15 protein-coding genes, 1 pseudogene and 1 CRISPR repeat array are annotated in these 22,000 nt (G+C 67.3%); of the genes and pseudogenes, 12 read left to right on the forward strand and 4 right to left on the reverse strand.

Annotation, left to right across the window (positions count from 1 at the left end):
- Positions 1-2 precede the first annotated feature (2 nt).
- Positions 3-2,171: a CRISPR direct-repeat array (repeat unit 37 nt; unit sequence GCGGCGCCGGGCTTTGCTCGGCGCCGAGGATCGGAAC).
- A 175-nt stretch (positions 2,172-2,346) separates the two neighbouring features.
- Positions 2,347-3,411, forward strand: coding sequence for an IS630 family transposase (locus B4U45_RS25885; protein WP_075547201.1), 1,065 nt, complete (start codon positions 2,347-2,349; stop codon positions 3,409-3,411).
- A gap of 474 nt (positions 3,412-3,885) precedes the next feature.
- Here B4U45_RS25885 and B4U45_RS25890 read toward each other — a convergent pair whose 3' ends face one another.
- Both B4U45_RS25890 and B4U45_RS25895 read right to left on the reverse strand, forming a co-directional pair.
- Positions 3,886-4,425, reverse strand: coding sequence for a GNAT family N-acetyltransferase (locus B4U45_RS25890; protein ID WP_075547242.1), 540 nt, complete (start codon positions 4,423-4,425; stop codon positions 3,886-3,888).
- A gap of 11 nt (positions 4,426-4,436) precedes the next feature.
- A complete protein-coding gene (locus B4U45_RS25895) occupies positions 4,437-5,642 on the reverse strand; it encodes a serine hydrolase domain-containing protein (protein ID WP_075547200.1) in 1,206 nt (401 codons plus the stop codon).
- Positions 5,643-6,003: 361 nt separating this feature from the next.
- On the opposite strand from B4U45_RS25895, the gene B4U45_RS25900 reads away from it, so the two are divergent.
- The 4 genes from B4U45_RS25900 to B4U45_RS25915 all read left to right on the forward strand — a co-directional run bounded on the left by B4U45_RS25900 (position 6,004) and on the right by B4U45_RS25915 (position 10,875).
- A complete protein-coding gene (locus B4U45_RS25900; protein ID WP_075547199.1) occupies positions 6,004-6,876 on the forward strand; it encodes an LppX_LprAFG lipoprotein in 873 nt (290 codons plus the stop codon).
- 326 nt (positions 6,877-7,202) lie between these two features.
- Entirely contained in the window at positions 7,203-8,672 is a 1,470-nt protein-coding gene (locus B4U45_RS25905; RefSeq protein ID WP_089025272.1) for a fatty acid desaturase, read from the forward strand.
- Positions 8,669-9,868 (forward strand): type III polyketide synthase, encoded by a 1,200-nt coding sequence (locus tag B4U45_RS25910; protein ID WP_075547198.1) that lies wholly within the window; start codon positions 8,669-8,671, stop codon positions 9,866-9,868. The genes B4U45_RS25905 and B4U45_RS25910 overlap by 4 nt, the downstream gene beginning before the upstream one ends.
- The gene (locus B4U45_RS25915) at positions 9,865-10,875 is read left to right on the forward strand and encodes a sulfotransferase domain-containing protein (RefSeq protein ID WP_183154990.1); all 1,011 of its coding nucleotides are present in this window, start codon (positions 9,865-9,867) and stop codon (positions 10,873-10,875) included. The genes B4U45_RS25910 and B4U45_RS25915 overlap by 4 nt, the downstream gene beginning before the upstream one ends.
- A gap of 3 nt (positions 10,876-10,878) precedes the next feature.
- Here B4U45_RS25915 and B4U45_RS25920 read toward each other — a convergent pair whose 3' ends face one another.
- Positions 10,879-11,556 carry a class I SAM-dependent methyltransferase gene (locus B4U45_RS25920; protein WP_075547197.1) on the reverse strand — a complete coding sequence of 226 codons (678 nt, stop codon included), beginning with the start codon at positions 11,554-11,556 and terminating at the stop codon, positions 10,879-10,881.
- 612 nt (positions 11,557-12,168) lie between these two features.
- On the opposite strand from B4U45_RS25920, the gene pyrR reads away from it, so the two are divergent.
- The 7 genes from pyrR (at position 12,169) to pyrF (ending at position 20,871) form a co-directional block, all read left to right on the forward strand.
- The gene (pyrR, locus tag B4U45_RS25925; RefSeq protein ID WP_075547195.1) at positions 12,169-12,741 is read left to right on the forward strand and encodes a bifunctional pyr operon transcriptional regulator/uracil phosphoribosyltransferase PyrR; all 573 of its coding nucleotides are present in this window, start codon (positions 12,169-12,171) and stop codon (positions 12,739-12,741) included.
- 9 nt (positions 12,742-12,750) lie between these two features.
- Positions 12,751-13,710, forward strand: coding sequence for an aspartate carbamoyltransferase catalytic subunit (locus B4U45_RS25930; protein WP_075547194.1), 960 nt, complete (start codon positions 12,751-12,753; stop codon positions 13,708-13,710).
- The gene (locus B4U45_RS25935; RefSeq protein ID WP_075547193.1) at positions 13,707-14,999 is read left to right on the forward strand and encodes a dihydroorotase; all 1,293 of its coding nucleotides are present in this window, start codon (positions 13,707-13,709) and stop codon (positions 14,997-14,999) included. The genes B4U45_RS25930 and B4U45_RS25935 overlap by 4 nt, the downstream gene beginning before the upstream one ends.
- Positions 14,996-15,493, forward strand: coding sequence for a PH-like domain-containing protein (locus B4U45_RS25940; RefSeq protein WP_075547192.1), 498 nt, complete (start codon positions 14,996-14,998; stop codon positions 15,491-15,493). The genes B4U45_RS25935 and B4U45_RS25940 overlap by 4 nt, the downstream gene beginning before the upstream one ends.
- On the forward strand, positions 15,490-16,614 hold the full coding sequence (gene carA, locus B4U45_RS25945) for a glutamine-hydrolyzing carbamoyl-phosphate synthase small subunit (protein ID WP_075547191.1): 1,125 nt from the start codon (positions 15,490-15,492) through the stop codon (positions 16,612-16,614). Before B4U45_RS25940 ends, carA begins: the two co-directional genes overlap by 4 nt.
- A gap of 82 nt (positions 16,615-16,696) precedes the next feature.
- Positions 16,697-20,050 (forward strand): carbamoyl-phosphate synthase large subunit, encoded by a 3,354-nt coding sequence (gene carB, locus B4U45_RS25950; protein WP_075547190.1) that lies wholly within the window; start codon positions 16,697-16,699, stop codon positions 20,048-20,050.
- On the forward strand, positions 20,047-20,871 hold the full coding sequence (gene pyrF, locus B4U45_RS25955; RefSeq protein WP_075547189.1) for an orotidine-5'-phosphate decarboxylase: 825 nt from the start codon (positions 20,047-20,049) through the stop codon (positions 20,869-20,871). Before carB ends, pyrF begins: the two co-directional genes overlap by 4 nt.
- 32 nt (positions 20,872-20,903) lie before the next feature.
- Here pyrF and B4U45_RS29625 read toward each other — a convergent pair.
- A pseudogene (locus tag B4U45_RS29625) lies at positions 20,904-22,000 on the reverse strand (PE family protein); the annotation flags it as partial.

Below are 22,000 nucleotides of genomic sequence, written 5' to 3' on the forward strand. Positions count from 1 at the left end.
CGGCGGCGCCGGGCTTTGCTCGGCGCCGAGGATCGGAACACGAGTTCAAGCTCATCATCGGCACCAGCGCAGACGCGGCGCCGGGCTTTGCTCGGCGCCGAGGATCGGAACCAATTCGCCGGGGCCGGTATCGTTTGAGATGAATGGCGGCGCCGGGCTTTGCTCGGCGCCGAGGATCGGAACAAATCTCATCCGTGGCCGGCCGTGGTGCGCCAAGCGGCGGCGCCGGGCTTTGCTCGGCGCCGAGGATCGGAACTACGACCACCCGTCCGAACGCGCCATCCAGATCGGTGGCGGCGCCGGGCTTTGCTCGGCGCCGAGGATCGGAACATCCGAGACGCCGCTATAGCAAGCACCTTTGCGCCGGGCGGCGCCGGGCTTTGCTCGGCGCCGAGGATCGGAACAGATAATCGGCTAGAGAATCTTGAACTGTGGTCAAAGCGGCGCCGGGCTTTGCTCGGCGCCGAGGATCGGAACCGAAGTACAAGCTTTCGCGTGGGACAAGCAGACCAAGCGGCGCCGGGCTTTGCTCGGCGCCGAGGATCGGAACATCACTGATCAGCCGCTGATTGTGTGGTCCGCGCATGGCGGCGCCGGGCTTTGCTCGGCGCCGAGGATCGGAACATTTGAGAAAGGAAACTCCCATGGCCATTATTGGGTGCGGCGCCGGGCTTTGCTCGGCGCCGAGGATCGGAACCTTGGCGCACCGACCGAAGCCACCCCCGGCCAAACCGCGGCGGCGGCGCCGGGCTTTGCTCGGCGCCGAGGATCGGAACGGGTGAGCCGACGCCCATTTTGGTTCCGTCTTTGCACGCGGCGCCGGGCTTTGCTCGGCGCCGAGGATCGGAACCCGGGTGTGGGAGCGCAGGGAAAGCGAGGGAAGATGGCGGCGCCGGGCTTTGCTCGGCGCCGAGGATCGGAACCTAGGTGTGGTGCGTGCAAGACGTCGTGGGGTCCAGAGCGGCGCCGGGCTTTGCTCGGCGCCGAGGATCGGAACCAGATACCCAACTATCCGGTCCACCATCTGCCGGCGCGGCGGCGCCGGGCTTTGCTCGGCGCCGAGGATCGGAACGCTCCGGTGGACAGACGTCAGAGATGGGGCCGCGCCCGGCGGCGCCGGGCTTTGCTCGGCGCCGAGGATCGGAACCAGCCCGGAGCTATAAGGCTTATACGATAACGTCGGCGGCGCCGGGCTTTGCTCGGCGCCGAGGATCGGAACAGCGGTGAGACACGCGACGGCTGGAATGTAGCCGAGGCGGCGCCGGGCTTTGCTCGGCGCCGAGGATCGGAACTTTGGCCCTGCACATCACCCGGACCATGGACCAGGAGCGGCGCCGGGCTTTGCTCGGCGCCGAGGATCGGAACAGGTTGAGCCATGTAGCAGTCCCGCTCCACCACCGCCGGCGGCGCCGGGCTTTGCTCGGCGCCGAGGATCGGAACCAGTCGTCGGCGCGCGGTCGAGATCCGGGCGCGTAGGCGGCGCCGGGCTTTGCTCGGCGCCGAGGATCGGAACGGCTAACCCCCCGCGGGTGAGCCCGCCGAGTGGGGCGGCGCCGGGCTTTGCTCGGCGCCGAGGATCGGAACCGTCGTAACTCCTCCGCCGCGGGATCCGCCGTGGACGCGGCGCCGGGCTTTGCTCGGCGCCGAGGATCGGAACTCATTAATCTCCAACGACACCGGGCCTGCCGAATTAGGCGGCGCCGGGCTTTGCTCGGCGCCGAGGATCGGAACAACGGAATAACGTCACGAATCACATCGTCGATCTGCGGCGGCGCCGGGCTTTGCTCGGCGCCGAGGATCGGAACACCGACGCGAGTAGCCGACCCGTCGAGTTGCCTGGCGGCGCCGGGCTTTGCTCGGCGCCGAGGATCGGAACTGCCGGTGCTTGCCGACCCACGCAAGATCCTCGTCGCGGCGGCGCCGGGCTTTGCTCGGCGCCGAGGATCGGAACCTTTCAGGCGGCGATGCGGAGTAGGTCGATGATGGAGCGGCGCCGGGCTTTGCTCGGCGCCGAGGATCGGAACTTTTGACCCGAGTGTCCAGCGATACCGCACACGGCGGCGGCGCCGGGCTTTGCTCGGCGCCGAGGATCGGAACATCCGCGAAGCCGACCTGGCCGCCACACCGACCCACCGCGGCACCGGGCTTTGTTCGGCGTCGAGGATCGGAATCGACCCCACGGCTCACACCATCGACAAGGTTGTCAAGCGTTGGATGACTTTCTGCGGCGCCGATGATTCGAAAGATCAGGCTCGACAAATGACCCTAGTGGTGTGTCACGCAAATAGTTAACTGCATGTTCGGTATTCTGGATCGGTGAGCGCATCACCTGCAGTTGCTTTGGCCATGTCGGTTGGCGAGCGTGAAACGTTGGAGAGGTTGGCGCGGTCTGATTCGGTGCCGCATCGGCAGGTGATGCGCGCGCGTGCGTTGCTGATGGCTGCTGACGGCGTGGCGAACACCCGCATCGCTGAGGAGGTGGGGGTGACACCGGTGACGGTGCGTAGCTGGCGCAAAAGGTTCAGCGAGGACGGGCTGGCCAAGCTGGGACAGGTACGTAGAGGACGCGGCCGCAAAGCCACGATCTCAGACGCGCAGGTCGCTGAGATCGCGCGATTGACCACCGAGGAGACCCCGCCCGGCCACACGCATTGGTCATGCCGCACGATGGGCACCCGGGTGGGAGTAAGTCACTCTGCGGTGCAACGTATCTGGTCCGATTTGGGCATCAAGCCCCATCGAGTGGACACGTTCAAGGTGTCCACCGATCCGAAGTTCGAGGACAAGCTTGTCGATGTCGTCGGTTTGTATCTGAATCCGCCGGACAAGGCGATCGTGTTGTGCATGGATGAGAAGAGCCAGATTCAGGCTCTCGACCGCACTCAGGCGTCGTTGCCGATGATCCCCGGTCGAGCAGGAACGATGACCCATGACTACAAGCGCAACGGGACGACCACGTTGTTCGCGGCACTGGACGTGTTGACCGGCAGGGTGATCGGTCAATGCCTGCCTCGTCACCGTCACACCGAGTTCCTGAAATTTCTGAACACGATCGACCGCGAGACACCCAAGGGCTTACAGGTCCATCTGATCCTGGATAACTACAGCACCCACAAGCACGCCGAGGTCGACCGGTGGCTCAACCGGCACAAGCGTTTTCACCTGCACTTCACGCCGACCTCATCGTCATGGCTCAACCAGGTCGAGCGCTGGTTTCGGGATCTGACCGACAAGAACCTGCGTCGCGGGGTCTTCGCCAGCGTGCCCGATCTGATCGCCAGCATCGAGCAATATCTCAACGCCCACAACGCCGATCCCACGCCCTATGTTTGGACGGCCACCTCCGAATCCATCCTCGCCAAAGTTCAGCGAGCACGTACCAAACTCGAACAAGTAGTCAGCCAAAACTGAGACACACCACTAGGCGCACACGACGTGGATCGGGCAGTGCTCGGCACAGAAGTTTCAAAACGGCGATGCGGCGTGAAACGTATCGAAGTGCAAGTCGCCGGCCTCGCAGGCGGCGGCGACCTGCGCATCGGTGCTAAGCCGCACCGGCCAATCGGGCGGCCAGCAAATCGCGCTAGAAGGCGAGGTCACCGCGGTCGTAACTGAGTGGTTCCGACCGAAGCGCTAATCCCGCCTTGGAATCACCGGGTTATGCGACGGGCGGCTCGACACGTTCAGACCGCGGGGCCTGGCACATCAGATAGTAGCCGTCCAGCCGACGGCATCGGGCGCGCTGAACCAGGCGTCGTCCATTGGCCGCACGAAGCGCTCCTCGGGCCCCAAGACCAGCCGTCGCAAGTACGCGAGGGCCGGGCCGGCAAACTCGCGCCGCTGATCAGGAAGGTCGCATTTGGTAAGCGGCTGAACCTATTTCACTTAGCGCAGAATCTTGGCGTAGAGCAGGCTGTCGTGCGGTTCGGGCCCGATGGTCGGGTAGACGGAGTGGCGGCGCAGCCGGCCTTCCAACACGAATCCGGCTCGCCGCAGTAACCCCGCCGAGCGGGTGTTGTCGACGTGACATGTGGCCCAGACGCGGTATACGCAGGGGTCGGCGGCCAGCTCGCCCAGCAGCACACCCAGCGCTTCGGACATCAGACCGGCGCCCCACCACCGCCGGCCAAGGCAGTAGCCGATTTCGACGGAGTGACGCACCCGGCTTCGGCAGCTGATCAGGCCGACGATGTCGCCGCTGTCGCGGAGCACGAGCAGCCAGGTCCGCTCGCCGCCGTCGGCGTTGAAATGCTCGGTGATCACCCGTCGCGTCTCGTCGACATCGGGATGCGGCGACCACAGCAGGTAGCGGGTGACCTCGGAATCGCCGGCAATCCCGTCGAACAACGCTTCGGCGTCATCGAGCACGGGTGGGCGCAGCAGCAACCGTGCGCCCTCGAGGTACTCGGGCGGGAACCGGGCCACGGCGCGCACCGCTAGAGCCCGAGGGCGCGATAGGTATGGCGGACGAATCTGGGCTGGGCCGTCCGCAGCTTGGCCAGCGCGGGGTTGCCCGCCACCGCCGACGCGGCATCCACGGACAAATCCGGACAGTGCTGGATCAGGTACAGCAGGATCAGGTCGGCGGACGGGTCGGCCTGCCACCATGTCCCGTATGCGCCAGGCCAGCTGAATGTTCCCGGCCCGCCCGGACCGAACAGCGGCGCCGATTTCGCCGGATCGGTCACCACCGACAAATTCAACCCGAACCCGCGACCCACCCAGAACGGTGCTCCCAAGAAGTTGTGGCGCTTCTGCTCGTCGGTCAGCCGATCGGTGCGCATCAGCCGTGCCGACTCCGGCGACAGCACCCGGACTCCGTCGACCCTCCCGCCGCCCAACAGCATTCGCACGAACCGCAGGTAGTCGTCGGCGGTCGACCACAACCCGCCACCGGCGTTGGGAAACGACGGCGGCCTGACCTGTGGTGGCCCCATCACGTCGTGGCGCAACTTGTCGTCCTCGTCGAGCCGGTACATGGTGGCGGCGCGCCCCCGCGCTTCGGCTGCGACGAAAAAGCCCGTGTCGGTCATGCCCGCCGGACCCAGCACGCGCTCGTTCAGCACCTGATGAAACGGCTTGGTCTCGACCCGGGACACGATGACGCCCAGCACGTCGATCGCATGGCTGTAGGTCACCCGGTCGCCGGGCTGGTGAACCAATGGCAGGGCGGCCAGTTCGGCCAGCCAGGTGTCCGAGCCCTTGCCGAAGGGCAGCCGCATGTAGGCCCGCGAGATGGGCCCGGACACCGAGAAACTGTAGGCCAGGCCGCTGGTGTGGGTCAGCAGATCCTCGACCACGATGGGACGCCGGGCCGGATGTGTGCGGTCCAGCGGGCCATGCGGGTCGTCCAGCACCCGCGGGTCGGCCAGCTCCGGCGCCCAGCGCGCGATGGGGTCCCGCAATGTCAGCTTGCCCTCGTCGACCAGGCTCATGGCCGCGGCAACCGTCACCGGCTTGGTCATCGACGCGATGCGAAACAGCGTGTCGCGTTGCATCGGCAGGCCCGCATCGACGTCGCGGTAGCCGATCTCGTTGACCTGCAGCACCTCTCCGCGTTGCCAGACCACGGTCACCGCGCCGGAAAGCAGGCCGGCGTCACAGACTTGGCGAATGGATGCCTGATTGCCGTCGAGCTTCACCGGCCCTAGGTTAGTCGCCGGACGTGGGCGGGCGCGGCCGTGGGACCGCCTATCGGCCCAGGGCGATCAACCGCGGGTCGGGGCTCCTTGCGAGCGGTTGTTTACTTGTGCGAAAAGCCTTACGACCTGGCCATGGCGTGTTAGTGTCGCGCTCTCCGGCAATGTGATCTGGGGAACAGGCTGTGGGAGCAACGGCATGCGGTTGGCAACCGAACTGTTGCGGTGAACCAGGGTGCGGGGAGCGGTCACCAAGACCCGCAACTGCGGACGCGGACCGGCGTGCCGGCCTGCGTTCATGCCATATGAAGCTAGCGACCCGCTGCTCTTTACCACCGGTTGGATAACTCAGCAAAGGTTGGCCATGAATGGCTTGATCTCACAAGCGCAAACCTCCCACCGACGTGTCACCCATCGACCCTCGTTACCGGTGTCGGCCGCGATGCTGTTAGCGGCAGCACTGATCGCGACGGTCATTACCGGATGCGGCCACAAATCGGCCACGTCAACCTCCCAGACTTCCGGGGCATCCGGAAGCTCCGCCGCGACCAGCGCGTCCGGGTCATCCGGCGCCCCCTCACCGGAAGCCCAGCAACTCCTGCAGGACAGCTCCAAAGCGACCAAGGGCTTGCACTCTGTTCATGTCAGTTTGCAAACAACCAACATCACGACGCTCCCGATGGAGAGCGTCAACGCCGACGTGACCAATCAGCCCGAGGGCAACGGTCAGGCCGTCGGTGATGCCATGATCAGGTTGCAGCCGAAAGCTCCTGCGGTGCCCAAACAATTCCTGGTCACCAACAAGACCATGTACACCAAAGACGACGCCGGAAAGTACACCTCGATGGGGCCGGCGGAGAAAATCTACGACCCGGGCATCGTTCTCGACAAGGACAAGGGGCTGGGCAACGTGATCGCCAAGGTCCAGAGTCCGCAGATCGCCGGAAATGAAACGATCGACGGTATCGCCACGGTCAAGGTGACCGGAACCATCGACGCCGCCGTGATCGATCCACTGGTGCCTCAGCTGGGCAAGGGTGGGGGCACGCTGCCGATCACCTTGTACATTGTCGATGTCAAGGCCGCGGGTGGCGGCACCACCGCGACGTCGGGACCGCCTGCTCCCACGGCCAGCCCGAACCTGGTGCGGATGGTCATCGACAAGGACCAGGGCCACGTCACCATCAACCTGTCCGCCTGGGGCGCGCCGGTCACCATTCCTAACCCGACGGCATAACCAGCGCGGGCGCATTCCGGATTGGGAACCGGCCCGCAACTGCCACCAGGCGGCCAGCGCTGCCGGCAGTCTGCGGACCGGTTTCCCCGCCCGCGCGGTTGCCCCCTTGGGGCGCAACCGATTTGGTGCACCAGCGGCGCAGATTACCCGCCCGGAATTCCGTTGAGAATTCTCCAAGGCCATACCTCCACCATTGGGGCACCATTGGGGCACCATTGGGGCACCATTGGGGCACCGTTGGGGCAGCGTCGGGGCACCATTGGGGTCACTTCGCCGGAAACGGCGGCTAGCACCCGATCTCACCGATCAGACCTGGAGGAATACGAATGACGAACGACGTCCCAGACGTGCGGGAGCGCGGCCCCGGCCTGCGCCCCGCGCCTCCTCCGGGCGGGCCACCGCTGTCAGACGTGTGGGTCTACAACGGCCGGGCATACGACCTCAGCGACTGGATATCCAAGCACCCCGGCGGCGCCTTCTTCATCGGGCGCACCAAGAACCGCGACATCACCGCGATCATCAACTCCTACCATCGTGACCCGGCCAAGGTCGAACGGATCTTGGAGCGGCGCTATGCATTGGGCCGCGACGCGACACCGCGCGACATTCATCCCAAACACAACGCGCCGCCGTTTCTCTTCAAAGACGACTTCAACAGCTGGCGCGACACCCCGAAGTACCGTTTCGACAACCCGAACGACTTGATGCACCGCGTCAAAGCACGCCTGACCGAGCCGGCGCTGACCGCCCGAATCACACGGATGGACCGGCTGTTCAACATCGTGGTGGCATTCCTGGCCGTCGGCTATCTGGCGGTCCAGGCCGTGCGGTTGGCCGAACCACGGTGGATGCCGTTGTGGGCCTTCGTCATTGCGATGGTGCTGCTGCGCAATTCACTGGTCGGGTACGGCCATTACGCACTGCATCGGGCGCAACGCGGCCCTAATCGGTTCTTGGCCAATGCCTTCGACCTGAACTATGTGGCGTTGTCGTTGGTGGTCGCCGACGGGCACACGTTGCTGCATCACCCGTACACGCAAAGCGACGTCGACATCAAGAAGAACGTCTTCACGATGATGATGCAGTTGCCGCGGCTGTATCGGGTTCCGGTGCATACGGTTCACAAGTTCGGCCACCTGGTCACAGGCATGGCCATCCGCATCGCCGACGTATGGAATATGACCCGCAAGGTGGGTGTCGAGGAGGGCTACGGAAGCTGGCGCAACGCGCTGCCGCACTTCCTGGGGTCGTCCGGGGTGCGTCTGCTGCTGGTCACCGAGATGGTGGTTTTCGCACTCGCCGGTGACTTCTGGGCCTGGGCACTGCAATTCGTCGTCACCCTGTGGGTCAGCACCTTCCTGGTAGTGGCGAGCCACGAGTTCGAGGACGACGCCGACGAGGCTGCCGCAACCGGTGAAGACTGGGGCGTGGATCAGGTGGTGCACGCCAACGACCTGGCGGTGGTCGGGAATCGCTACGTCGACTGCTTCCTGTCGGCCGGCCTGAGTTCCCACCGCGTCCACCATGTATTGCCGTTCCAGCGCAGCGGTTTCGCCAATATCGTCACCGAGGACGTATTACGAGAAGAAGCCGCGAAGTCCGGCGTCGAGTGGGTTCCGGCGAAGCGTTTCGTAATCGATCGGCTGCCGAAGCTCTGCCGGACCTACCTGCTCTCGCCGTCTCGCCAAGCCAGCGAGCACAAGTGGGGTTTCCTTCGGGAACACTGCTCGCCGGCGGCCTGGAAAGCCAGTGCCGGCTACGTGGTCGCCGGCTTCGTCGGAATCGGGTCGGTATGAGCAGCGCAGCCGACGGCGGTGCCTTGCACCCGGTGGCCGACGCGTCCGGCTACCAACCCCACTATGACCTTGCCCAGTTGCCGCCGGCTCCGCCGACGACGGTGGCCGTCATCGAAGCCATGGCGACCGGTGTGCCGCAACGGGTGGTCCGCCAGTCCGACGCCGCGGCGCGGGTGGCTCAGATGTTCGTCGATCCGCAACAGCGGGAACGGGTTTCGCGGGTCTACGAGAAGACCCGCATCGATACGCGCAGGATGGCCGTCGACCCGCTGGACGCCGAGTTCGACGCGTTCCGGCGCGAACCCGCGACCATCCGGGACCGGATGAGCCTGTTCTACCGGCATGCGGTGCCGCTGGCGGTCGAGGTGAGCCGGCGTGCGCTCGACCGGCTTTCCTATGGCGCCGACGAGATCGGGCTGTTGGTGTTCGTCACCAGCACCGGGTTCGTCGCTCCGGGCGTTGATGTGGCGATCGTCAAGGAACTCGGCCTGTCGCAGGCGATTTCGCGAGTCGTGATCAATTTCATGGGATGCGCGGCCGCGATGAACGCCATTCGCACCGCCACCAACTACGTCCGTGCCCATCCGGCGATGAAGGCGTTGCTGGTGTGCATCGAATTGTGCTCGGTGAATGCGGTTTTCGCCGACAATGTCAACGATGTGGTGATCCACAGCCTGTTCGGCGATGGCTGCGCAGCGCTGCTGATCGGTGCTAGCCAGGTGCAGCAGCAGTTGCCGGCGGGCAGTGTGGTGATCCGCAGCAACTTCAGCCAGCTGCTCGACGACGCCGAAGACGGAATCATGCTGGGCGTCAACCATGACGGCATCACCTGCGAGCTGTCGGAGAACCTGCCCGACTACATTTACCGAGGCGTCGCGCCGGTAGTCGAAAACATGTTGTACGACAACGGATTACAACAATCTGATATCGATCTGTGGGCGATCCATCCGGGTGGGCCCAAGATCATCGAACAGTCGGTGCGCTCGTTGGGCATCGGAGTCGAATGCGCGGCGCCCAGCTGGGACGTGTTGGCCCGCTACGGCAACATGCTGAGTGTCTCGCTGATCTTCGTGCTGGAAATGATGGTGCAGCAGGCGGAGTCGGAGAAACCTCTCTCGACCGGCGTGGCGTTCGCGTTCGCGCCCGGGGTCACCGTTGAAGGCATGCTGTTCGACGTCGTGCGAGGCGGCAAATGACCGATACCCACGAGCCGCAGCGGGGAAGTGCGCCGGCGAACGATCGCGTCGCATACCGCTCGCTGATGACGGACAACTCACGTTGGGACGCACTGCAACTGCGCGCCGGCGACATCGTCATCTCGACACCGTCGAAGTGCGGGATGACCTGGACCCAACGGCTGGTGTCCCTGCTGATCTTCGACGGACCGGAGCTGCCCGGACCATTGTCGACGGTGTCGCCGTGGCTCGACCAAACCATCCGGCCCATCGAGGAGGTTGTTGCCGTCCTCGACGCGCAGGATCACCGCCGGTTCATCAAAACCCATACGCCGTTGGACGGCCTGGTGCTCGATGATCGGGTCACCTATATCTGCGTGGGCCGCGATCCGCGCGATGCCGCGGTGTCGATGCTGTTCCACGTGGCCAATGTCGACGCCGAGCGGTTGCGGGAATTGCATGAGGCGGCGGTGCCGCCGCAGCTGCGATCGGGCCCGCCGGGTCCGGAGCCCGGCCATGCGGCTGGCGGGCGTGGTCCGGCCGAGGAGTTCCGCGATTGGATGGAGGGTCCGGCGCTGCCGCCGCCGGGAGTGGGGTTCGCGCCTCCCAAAGGGATCGGAACGCTGGCCAACGTGCTGCACCACTTCGGCACGGCATGGCAGCGGCGGCAGCTGCCGAATGTGGCGCTGTTCCACTACGCCGACTATCAGCTGGACCTGATAGCCGAGCTGATGCGGCTTGCCGCGGTACTCGGCATCGATCTGAGTCGCGATCGTGCCCGCGAACTGGTCGCGCACGCGTCGCTGGACGCCATGCGATCGCGCGCGGCGGAGATCGCCCCCAACACCACCGACGGCATCTGGCACAGCGAGGAGCAATTCTTCCGTCGCGGCCGCAGCGGCGACTGGCAGCAGTACTTCACCCACGACGAGCACCGCCGCTACAACCACCGGATCAACCAGCTCGCCCCGCCCGATCTGCTGGCCTGGGCGCACGAGGGCCGCCGCGGCTGCGACCCGGCCCGGTGACGGTCAGCCCGACGTGCGCCGTTGCGCTCGTACGTACCAAAACGCCATTTCCGTTTCGCTCCCGTCCATGTCGCGGCGCACGGTGACGGGCTCCAGTGATTCGACATCCCAGCCGGCGCCGCCGAGCACGTCGCGCAGCGTCTGCTCGGACACCGCCGGTCGTGGCCATTGCTCACTCGGCGGATTGGCGTCGGAGAAGCAACTGATCAGCAGGGTGGCGCCGGGACGGGTGGCGCGGTGCACGGCGGCGGCATAGCTGCGCTTGCCGTCGTCGTCGAGGCAATGGAACATGCCGCTGTCGATGACGGTGTCGAATGCGCCGGTGTAGCCCTCGAGCGTGGTGGCGTCGGCTGCCGCGAACCTCACGTCAACTCCGGCGTCGGCGGTGCGGCGTTCGGCGGTGATCAGCGCGGTCGGCGAAATGTCCAACGCGGTCACGCGGTGTCCGTGCCCAGCCAGATAGATCGCGTTGTCGCCGAGCCCGCAGCCGATGTCGAGCACCTCACCGTGGACCCAGCTACGGGTCTGCCAGGCGATCACGCTCTCTTTGGGCGCCTTGGTATCCCACGGCGGCGTCGTCACCGGCGGGATGCCTTCGGCCGGGCTTTCGCCGCGGTAGAGGGCGTCGAAATCTATGCGCGGTCGGCCGGATTCGGTTGCGGAAGGGCTGGGATCCGTCACCTTCGCCAGGATAGAACCCTTGCCGACGAGCGTGACCCCACCGGCCGGTCAGCGTCACTTTGGTCACAGATGCCACAGCACTCTGGCTGAGCCGATACCCGACGCGCCCACTTCACCGGAAAATTCGGGGCGACCAGGAGCTGCTGGTCATCGATGCAACTTCTTGTGATGGCGGGTGTTTGGCGGAAAGCTCACGGCCTCGCCGAGTCGGTTGTGATGCTGCCGCATCGAGTGTGCGGTGGCGTATTTGAGGGTGTATGCAGGGCGGGAAAACCGCGCTCAGGGCCGCCCTGACGGCACACTCGGCGCCGTCAGCTCACACTCGGCGTCCTTAGCTCACACTCGACACCGTCAGCTCACACTCGACACCGTCAGCCCCATGACCGCCCAGAGCGACAACTCTGGCAGGCCGCGGGCTGTCGCTGTGAGCTGGCACAACGCGCATCCCTTCGCTCCAGAGGCCACTGTGGCGGAAGTGACAAGACACGCGACAGCGAAGTCCGCCACGCCGCCCGCGTCACCCCCGTACCCGAAGCAGGTGCTACGCTGCCCCGCAGCCGACATCCTTTAACGATCCGTCCAGAGAGGCGGAGAAGGAGGTCACGATCTCGCATGGGTACCGCGGGTGCTGCCGCCGTTGGCGGCGAACCCCGAGAACTGATGTCCGCCGCCGACGTCGGTCGCACCATTTCCCGCATCGCGCACCAGATCATCGAAAAAACCGCACTCGATAGCCCCGACTCGCCGCGAGTGGTGCTGTTGGGCATCCCGACCCGCGGCGTGACCCTGGCCCGGCGGCTGGCAACCCATATCCGCGAATACAGCGGTGTCGAGGTGGCCGATGGCGCGCTGGACATCACGCTGTACCGCGATGACCTGATGAGCAAACCGCCGCGGCCGCTGGAGGAGACGGCGATCCCGGCCGGGGGTATCGACGACGCGCTGGTGATTCTGGTCGACGACGTGCTGTACTCCGGTCGCTCGGTGCGTTCCGCCCTGGACGCGCTGCGCGATGTGGGCCGGCCGCGCGCGGTGCAGTTGGCCGTGCTGGTCGACCGTGGCCACCGGGAACTGCCGGTGCGCGCCGACTACGTCGGCAAGAACGTGCCGACCTCCCGCAGCGAGAGCGTGCACGTGCAGCTCCGCGAACACGACGGGCACGACGGCGTGGTGATCTCGCGATGAGGACCGGTCATGAGTAGTAGGCATCTGCTGGCCGCCGGCGACCTGAGCCGCGACCAGGCCACCGCCATCCTCGACGACGCCGATCGGTTCGCGCAGGCTCTGGTCGGCCGCGAGGTCCGCAAACTGCCGACGCTGCGCGGCCGCACCATCGTCACGATGTTCTACGAGAACTCGACGCGAACCCGGGTGTCCTTCGAGGTGGCCGGCAAGTGGATGAGCGCCGACGTGATCAACGTCAGCGCCGCCGGATCCTCGGTGGGCAAGGGCGAGTCGCTGCGCGACACCGCGCTGACCCTGCGTGCGGCCGGCGCCGATGCCCTGATCATCCGGCACCCGGCCTCGGGAGCCGCGCGTCTGCTGGCCGACTGGACCAGAAACGGCGAGGACGGCCCGTCGGTGATCAACGCCGGCGATGGCACCCACGAGCACCCCACCCAGGCGCTGCTGGACGCGCTGACCATCCGGCAGCGGCTCGGCGGCATCGAGGGCCGTCGCGTGGTGATCGTCGGCGACATCCTGCACAGCCGGGTGGCGCGCTCCAACGTCATGTTGCTGCACACGCTGGGCGCCGAGGTTGTGCTGGTGGCGCCGCCGACATTGCTGCCGGTGGGGGCCGAGGGTTGGCCCGTCACCGTGTCCTACGATTTCGACGCCGAATTACCGGCCGCCGACGCGGTGCTGATGCTGCGGGTCCAGGCCGAGCGGATGACCGGCGGTTTCTTCCCGTCCGCGCGCGAGTATTCGGTGCGCTACGGCCTTTCCGACCGGCGGCAGGCGATGCTGCCCGGCCATGCCGTGGTGCTGCACCCCGGGCCGATGCTGCGCGGCATGGAGATCGCCTTTTCGGTTGCCGATTCGTCCCAATCGGCTGTGCTGCAACAGGTTTCCAACGGTGTCCACGTGCGGATGGCGGTGTTGTTCCATCTGCTGGTGGGGGCCGATGCGGCCGGGAAAGAAGGTGCGGCGTGACCGTGTTCATCCGCGGAGTCCGGCTGTACGGCGAGGGGGAGCGCGTCGACGTACTGGTCGATGACGGCCAGATCGCCGACATCGGCGCGGGGCTGGCCATCCCGGAGCGGGCCGACGTCATCGACGCCACCGGCCAGGTGCTGCTGCCCGGCCTGGTCGACCTGCACACCCATCTGCGCGAGCCCGGCCGTGAGTACGCCGAGGACATCGAAACCGGCTCGGCCGCAGCGGCTTTGGGTGGCTTCACCGCGGTGTTCGCGATGGCCAATACGCACCCGGTGGCCGACAGCCCGGTGGTCACCGACCACGTGTGGCGCCGCGGTCAGGAGGTGGGCCTGGTCGACGTGCACCCGGTCGGCGCGGTGACGGTGGGGTTGGCCGGGGCCGAACTCACCGAGATGGGCATGATGAACGCCGGTGCCGCCGCGGTGCGGATGTTCTCCGACGACGGTGTCTGTGTGCACGACCCGCTGGTGATGCGCCGCGCCCTGGAATATGCCACCGGTCTCGGCGTGCTGATCGCTCAGCACGCCGAGGAGCCCAGGCTGACCGTCGGGGCCGTCGCGCACGAAGGTCCGAACGCCGCGCGGCTTGGGCTGTCGGGATGGCCCAGGGCCGCCGAGGAATCCATCGTCGCCCGCGACGCACTGCTGGCCCGCGACGCGGGCGCTCGGGTGCACATCTGCCACGCCTCCACCGCGGGTACCGTCGAGATCTTGAAATGGGCTAAGAACCAAGGCATTTCGATCACGGCCGAGGTCACCCCCCATCACTTGCTGCTCGACGACGGCCGACTGTCGGGCTATGACGGGGTGAACCGGGTCAACCCGCCGCTGCGCGAAGCCGCCGACGCCAGCGCCCTGCGCCACGCGCTGGCCGAGGGGATCATCGACTGTGTGGCCACCGACCACGCCCCACATGCCGAACACGAGAAGTGTGTCGAATTCTCCGCGGCGCGCCCCGGCATGCTCGGATTGCAGACCGCGCTGTCGGTGGTGGTGCAGACGATGGTGCGGCCAGGCCTGTTGGACTGGCGCGGCGTGGCGCGGGTGATGAGCGAGAATCCGGCGCGGATCGTGGGCCTGCCTGATCATGGGCGTCCGCTGCAGGTGGGGGAGCCGGCCAATCTGACCGTGGTGGACCCCGAGGCCACCTGGACGGTTACCGGGGCCGAGTTGGCCAGCCGGTCGGCCAACACCCCTTACGAATCGATGACATTGCCGGCCACCGTGACGATGACCTTGCTGCGCGGAAAGGTCACCGCCCGGGACGGAAAGAGTCCCGCATGAACACCGGCACGCTGGTGGGCTCGGTGATCTTCGCGGCGGTGCTGGTGGCGGCGATCGCGGTGGTGATCGCGCTGATGATGCGGGGCTGGCGGCGGCGCGCGCAGCAGCAAGCGCAGCAAATCGGCGAGTTGCCCGACGTTCCCGGACAGGTGGGCGCCGCGACCGCCACCCTCCGCGGTGTCTACGTCGGCTGCACGCTCTCGCCGTCGTGGAACGACCGGGTAGCGGTCGGCGATCTCGGGTATCGCAGCAAGGCGGTGCTGACCCGCCACCAGGACGGCATTATGCTGGAACGTATTGGGGCGCAGTCGCTTTGGATTCCATGGCAGTCCATTACCGCGCTGCGTACCGAGCGCGGCGTCGCCGGTAAGGTCGCCGCCCGGGACGGGATCTTGGCGATCCGGTGGCAACTGCCATCGGGCGTCGAGATCGACACCGGGTTCCGGGCGGACAACCGCGATGATTACGACGGTTGGGTGGAAGGAGCCGCGTGACCAAGGCCCTGCTGATACTCGAGGACGGCCGCGTCTTCACCGGAACGCCGTTCGGCGCCGTCGGCCAAACACTGGGCGAAGCCGTGTTCAGCACCGGCATGTCCGGCTACCAGGAGACGCTGACCGACCCCAGTTATCACCGCCAGATCGTGGTGGCCACCGCGCCGCAGATCGGCAACACCGGCTGGAACGGCGAGGACGCCGAGAGCCGCGGCGACAAGATCTGGGTCGCCGGCTACGCGGTGCGTGACCCGTCGCCGCGAGCCTCCAACTGGCGCGCCACCGGCACCCTCGAAGACGAGCTGATCCGCCAGCACATCGTCGGCATCGCCGGGATCGACACCCGGGCCGTGGTGCGTCATCTGCGCAGCCGAGGGTCGATGAAGGCAGGGGTGTTCTCGGGCGCTGCGCTCGCCGAGCCCGAAACGCTGATCGAGCGGGTGCGCGCCCAGCCGCCCATGCTGGGCGCCGATCTCGCCGGCGAGGTCAGTACCCCGCAGCCGTATGTCGTCGAACCCGAAGGGCCATCGGGAATTCCCAGGTTTACCGTCGTCGCACTCGACCTGGGTATCAAGACCAACACGCCGCGCAACTTCGCCCGGCGTGGGATCCGCAGTCACGTGCTGCCCTCGTCGGTGAGTTTCGACCAGATCGCCGACATCAACCCGCACGGCGTGTTCCTTTCCAACGGCCCCGGTGACCCGGCGACCGCCGACCACGTCGTCGCGCTCACCCGCGAGGTGCTGGGCGCCGGAATCCCGTTGTTCGGCATCTGTTTCGGCAATCAGATCCTGGGCCGGGCGCTGGGCCTGTCGACCTACAAGATGGTCTTCGGCCACCGCGGGATCAACATCCCGGTGATCGACCACGCCACCGGGCGGGTGGCGGTGACCGCGCAAAACCACGGCTTCGCGCTAGAGGGCGAGGCCGGACAGCGCTTCGACACGCCGTTCGGCCGGGCCGTCGTCAGCCACACCTGCGCCAACGACGGAGTGGTCGAGGGCGTCAGACTCACTGACGGACGGGCGTTTTCGGTGCAATACCACCCCGAGGCCGCGGCCGGGCCGCATGACGCGGAGTACCTGTTCGACCGATTTGTCGAGCTGATGGAGGGCCGGTGATGGTGAGGGCGGGTGTCGATACAGCGACACGTCGTAACAGGGGTACAGCTGCATCCGCTCGCGCCCAGAAAGGGGACTGCTAGTGCCGCGTCGCCCGGACCTCAACCACGTCCTGGTCATCGGCTCGGGGCCGATCGTCATCGGACAGGCCTGTGAGTTCGACTACTCCGGCACCCAGGCCTGCCGGGTGCTGCGCGCCGAGGGACTGCAGGTCAGCCTGGTCAACTCCAACCCGGCGACCATCATGACCGACCCGGAATACGCCGACCACACCTACGTCGAGCCCATCACCCCGGCCTTCGTCGAAAGGGTGATCGCCCAACAGGCCGAGCGCGGCAACAAGATCGACGCGCTGTTGGCCACCTTGGGTGGCCAGACGGCGCTCAACACCGCGGTCGCGCTGTACGAGAACGGGGTACTCGAACGCTACGGGGTCGAGCTGATCGGCGCCGACTTCGACGCCATCCAGCGCGGCGAGGACCGGCAGCGGTTCAAGGACATTGTCACCAAGGTCGGCGGTGAATCAGCCCGCAGCCGAGTGTGTTTCACCATGGACGAGGTCCGCGAGACGGTGGACGAGCTCGGCCTGCCGGTGGTGGTGCGGCCGTCGTTCACCATGGGCGGACTGGGCTCGGGGATGGCGCACTCGGCCGACCAGGTGGATCGGATGGCCGGCGCCGGGCTGGCAGCCTCACCCAGCGCCAACGTGCTGATCGAGGAATCGATCTACGGCTGGAAGGAATTCGAGCTCGAGCTGATGCGCGACGGCCACGACAACGTGGTGGTGGTGTGCTCCATCGAGAACGTCGACCCGATGGGGGTGCACACCGGTGACTCCGTCACCGTCGCGCCGGCGATGACGCTGACCGACCGCGAATACCAGCGGATGCGTGATCTGGGCATCGCGATCCTGCGTGAGGTTGGGGTGGACACCGGCGGCTGCAACATCCAGTTCGCGGTCAACCCGCGCGACGGCCGGCTGATCGTGGTCGAGATGAATCCGCGGGTGTCGCGGTCAAGTGCGTTGGCGTCCAAGGCCACCGGCTTCCCGATCGCCAAGATCGCCGCGAAGCTGGCCATCGGTTACACCCTCGATGAGATCGTCAACGACATCACCAAGGAGACCCCTGCCTGCTTCGAGCCCACCCTCGACTATGTGGTGGTCAAGGCGCCGCGGTTCGCATTCGAGAAATTCCCCGGCGCCGACCCGACGCTGACCACCACCATGAAATCCGTGGGCGAGGCAATGTCGTTGGGCCGCAACTTCGTCGAGGCGCTCGGTAAGGTGATGCGCTCGTTGGAGACCACCCGTGCCGGGTTCTGGACGGGCCCGGACCCCGACGGCGACATCGATCAGGTGCTGACCCGGCTGCAAACCCTCACCGAAGGCCGGCTCTACGACATTGAACTGGCGCTGCGGCTGGGTGCTTCGGTGGAGCAAGCCACCGAAGCCAGCGGTGTCGACCCTTGGTTCGTCGCCCAGATCGGCGAGCTGGTCACGCTGCGCGCCGAATTGGTCGACGCGCCGGTACTGGACGCGGAGTTGCTGCGACGCGCCAAGCACAGCGGACTGTCGGATCGCCAGATCGCGTCGTTGCGACCGGAATTGGCGGGGGAGGCCGGGGTCCGATCACTGCGCGAGCGACTGGGCATCCATCCGGTGTACAAGACGGTCGACACCTGCGCGGCCGAGTTCGAGGCCAAGACGCCCTACCATTACAGCAGCTACGAGCTGGACCCGGCCGCCGAGACCGAGGTGGCGCCGCAGACCGAGAAACCCAAGGTACTGATCCTGGGATCGGGTCCCAATCGCATCGGGCAGGGCATCGAATTCGACTACAGCTGTGTGCATGCGGCAACCACGTTGAGCCAGGCCGGTTTTGAGACCGTGATGATCAACTGCAACCCGGAGACGGTGTCCACCGACTACGACACCGCCGACCGGCTGTACTTCGAGCCGCTGACCTTCGAAGACGTCCTCGAGGTGTATCGGGCCGAAGCAGAATCTGCCGAAGGCGGTCCCGGAGTCGTCGGCGTCATCGTCCAACTCGGCGGCCAAACCCCACTCGGGCTGGCGCAGCGCCTTGCCGACGCCGGCGTCCCGATCGTGGGCACCCCCCCGGAAGCGATCGACCTGGCCGAGGACCGGGGCGCCTTCGGCGATCTGCTATGCACCGCGGGCCTGCCGGCGCCGAAATACGGCACCGCGACGACGTTCGCCCAGGCCCGCCGGATTGCCGACGAGATCGGCTATCCGGTGCTGGTGCGGCCGTCGTATGTGTTGGGTGGTCGGGGCATGGAGATCGTCTACGACGAGGAGACGCTGAAGGGCTACATCACGCGGGCCACCCAGCTCTCGCCCGAACATCCGGTGCTCGTTGACCGTTTCCTCGAAGATGCGGTCGAGATCGATGTGGATGCGCTGTGCGATGGCGCCGAGGTATACATCGGCGGAATCATGGAGCACATCGAGGAAGCCGGGGTCCACTCCGGCGATTCGGCCTGCGCGCTGCCGCCGGTGACGTTGGGCCGCAGCGACATCGAGAAGGTGCGCAACGCCACCGAAGCCATCGCGCAGGGTATCGGGGTGGTGGGGTTGCTCAACGTGCAATACGCGCTCAAAGACGACGTCCTCTACGTCCTGGAGGCCAACCCGCGCGCCAGCCGAACGGTGCCGTTCGTCTCGAAGGCCACCGCGGTGCCCCTCGCCAAGGCGTGCGCGCGGATCATGTTGGGCGCCAGCATCGCCCAACTTCGTGCCGAAGGCATGCTGGTGGCCTCGGGCGACGGCGGGAACGCCGACCCGTACGCCCCCATCGCGGTCAAGGAAGCCGTGCTGCCGTTTCACCGGTTTCGCCGCGCCGACGGTGCGGCCATCGACTCGCTGTTGGGCCCGGAGATGAAATCCACCGGTGAGGTGATGGGCATCGATCGTGATTTCGGCAGTGCGTTCGCCAAGAGTCAGACGGCGGCTTACGGCTCGCTGCCGGCGCACGGGACGGTGTTCGTCTCGGTCGCCAACCGCGACAAGCGCTCACTGGTGTTCCCGGTGAAACGACTAGCCGACTTGGGGTTTCGCGTTCTGGCTACAGAAGGGACCGCAGAGATGCTGCGCCGCAACGGGATTCCGTGCGACGAGGTACGCAAGCATTTCGAGTCGCCGCAGCCGGGCCGCCCCGAGATGTCGGCCGTCGACGCCATCCGGGCCGGCGAGGTCGACATGGTCATCAACACCCCCTACGGCAATTCCGGTCCGCGTATCGACGGCTATGAGATCCGCTCGGTCGCGGTGGCCGTCAACATTCCGTGCATCACCACGGTGCAGGGCGCGTCGGCCGCGGTGCAGGGCATCGAAGCCGGAATTCGCGGCGACATCGGAGTCCGGTCGCTACAAGAATTGCACCGCGCGATCGATTCGCGGAGCGCCGACCGGTGACCGGCTTTGGCACCAGGCTGGCCGAGGCCAAGGCGCGCCGGGGGCCGCTGTGTTTGGGCATCGATCCCCATCCCGAGCTGCTGCGGGCCTGGGATCTGCCGGCCACCGCCGACGGCCTGGCCGTGTTCTGCGATATCTGCGTGCGGGCCTACGCCGGTTTCGCAGTGGTCAAGCCACAGGTGGCGTTCTTCGAGTCCTACGGCGCCGCGGGATATGCGGTGCTGGAACGCACCATTGCCGCGTTACGAGCCCACGGGGTGCTGGTACTGGCCGACGCCAAGCGCGGCGACATCGGCTCCACGATGGCCGCCTACGCCGCGGCCTGGGCCGGCGACTCGCCGTTGGCCGCCGACGCCGTGACCGCGTCGCCGTACCTGGGGTTCGGGTCGCTGCGGCCGCTGCTGGAGGTCGCTGCGGCTCATGACCGAGGCGTGTTCGTGTTGGCGGCGACCTCCAATCCCGAGGGTGCGACCGTGCAGCGTGCCGACGCCGACGGCCGCACGGTGGCGCAGCTGATCGTCGACCACGTTGCGGCAGCTAACCAGGCGACCAAACCCGGGCCCGGATCCGTCGGCGTGGTAGTCGGGGCGACCGTGGTGCAGCCCCCCGACCTGAGCGCCCTGAGTGGACCGGTGCTGGTCCCTGGTGTCGGGGTGCAGGGTGGGCGGCCCGAGGCGCTCGGCGGACTGGGCGGGGCGGCGCCGGACCAGCTGTTGCCCGCGGTGTCGCGTGAGGTGTTGCGGGCGGGCCCTCGCGTGTCGGAATTGCGCGCGGCGGCCGAACGGATGCGCGACGTCGTCGCCTACCTCGCGGCGGTGTGATTGCGGGCCGAGCGACGCTCCCGCCCCGCCGGCTACAACAGCACCCCGTTCTGCCCGGCGAAGCCGGGTGGGCCGATCAATTTCCCGCCGTCGCCACCGGCACCGCCGGCGCCACCGGTGCCGACGGCGCTGGTGACGTCACCGCCGTTACCACCGTTCCCGCCGTCGCCGATCAGCCCAGCCTTGCCGCCGGCCCCGCCGGCCCCGCCGGTGGTGGCGCCGGTGCCGGTGGCGGTGCCGCCGACCCCGCCGCTACCGCCGGAGCCGAAAATACCGAGTGCGGTGCCACCATCCCCGCCGGCCCCGCCTGTGCCACCGGCGGCTTCGCTGGCCCCGCCGGAACCGCCCGTGCCGCCACTGCCACTGAACGCGCCGGCCCACCCGCCATTACCGCCGGCCCCGCCGGTGCTCAGGGCGCTGGCCCCGCCTGCGCCGCCGGCTCCGCCCGCGCCGCTGAGACGTGCGTTGCCGCCGGCCCCGCCTTTGCCGCCGTTGTCACCGGCGCCGCCGCTGAACCCGCCGGTCCCGCCGTGGCCGCCGTCGCCAAACCCGTACGCGTTGCCGCCGGCTCCACCGGCCCCGCCGAGACCTGCCCCGGCGACCGCGCCGGGGCCGCCGCTACCGGCGGAGCCGAACCCGTAGGCGTTGCCGCCGGACCCGCCGTTCCCGGCGCTGGTGCCCGTCGCGCTATGCCCTCCTTCACCACCGTCGCCGCCGAAGCCGAACAATCGGCCGCCGTCGCCGCCATTACCGGCGGACCCCCCGCTGCCTTTGGAGGAGGCCCCGCCGTCGCCGCCCATCCCGCCGGAACCGAACAGCGTTGCGGACCCTCCGTTGCCCCCGGCGCCCCCGACGCCGGTAGGACTAGGCCCGCCATTGCCGCCGTCGCCTCCGTTGCCGAACAACCCGCCGTGCCCACCGTTACCGCCGGCCCCACCGAAATTGGAGTCGGCGGTCCCGCCGTACCCGCCGGCGCCGCCGCTGCCGATCAGCGAGCCGCCGTGCCCGCCGGCCCCGCCGATACCGCCATCGCCTTTGAAGCTAAACCCGCCGTCCCCGCCGGCGCCTCCGCTGCCGTAGAGCACGCCAGCTGCGCCGCCGGCGCCGCCGGCGCCTCCGTCACCGGCGG

Source organism: Mycobacterium persicum (assembly GCF_002086915.1).
Classification (GTDB): domain Bacteria; phylum Actinomycetota; class Actinomycetes; order Mycobacteriales; family Mycobacteriaceae; genus Mycobacterium; species Mycobacterium persicum.

What these genes read in the sequence shown, in the direction of transcription:
- B4U45_RS25885 (WP_075547201.1), top strand. Translation starts at nt 2,347, where the DNA reads ATGTCGGTTGGCGAGCGTGAAACGTTGGAGAGGTTGGCGCGGTCTGAT.
- B4U45_RS25900 (WP_075547199.1), top strand. Translation starts at nt 6,004, where the DNA reads ATGAATGGCTTGATCTCACAAGCGCAAACCTCCCACCGACGTGTCACC.
- B4U45_RS25905 (WP_089025272.1), top strand. Translation starts at nt 7,203, where the DNA reads ATGACGAACGACGTCCCAGACGTGCGGGAGCGCGGCCCCGGCCTGCGC.
- B4U45_RS25910 (WP_075547198.1), top strand. Translation starts at nt 8,669, where the DNA reads ATGAGCAGCGCAGCCGACGGCGGTGCCTTGCACCCGGTGGCCGACGCG.
- B4U45_RS25915 (WP_183154990.1), top strand. Translation starts at nt 9,865, where the DNA reads ATGACCGATACCCACGAGCCGCAGCGGGGAAGTGCGCCGGCGAACGAT.
- pyrR (WP_075547195.1), top strand. Translation starts at nt 12,169, where the DNA reads ATGGGTACCGCGGGTGCTGCCGCCGTTGGCGGCGAACCCCGAGAACTG.
- B4U45_RS25930 (WP_075547194.1), top strand. Translation starts at nt 12,751, where the DNA reads ATGAGTAGTAGGCATCTGCTGGCCGCCGGCGACCTGAGCCGCGACCAG.
- B4U45_RS25940 (WP_075547192.1), top strand. Translation starts at nt 14,996, where the DNA reads ATGAACACCGGCACGCTGGTGGGCTCGGTGATCTTCGCGGCGGTGCTG.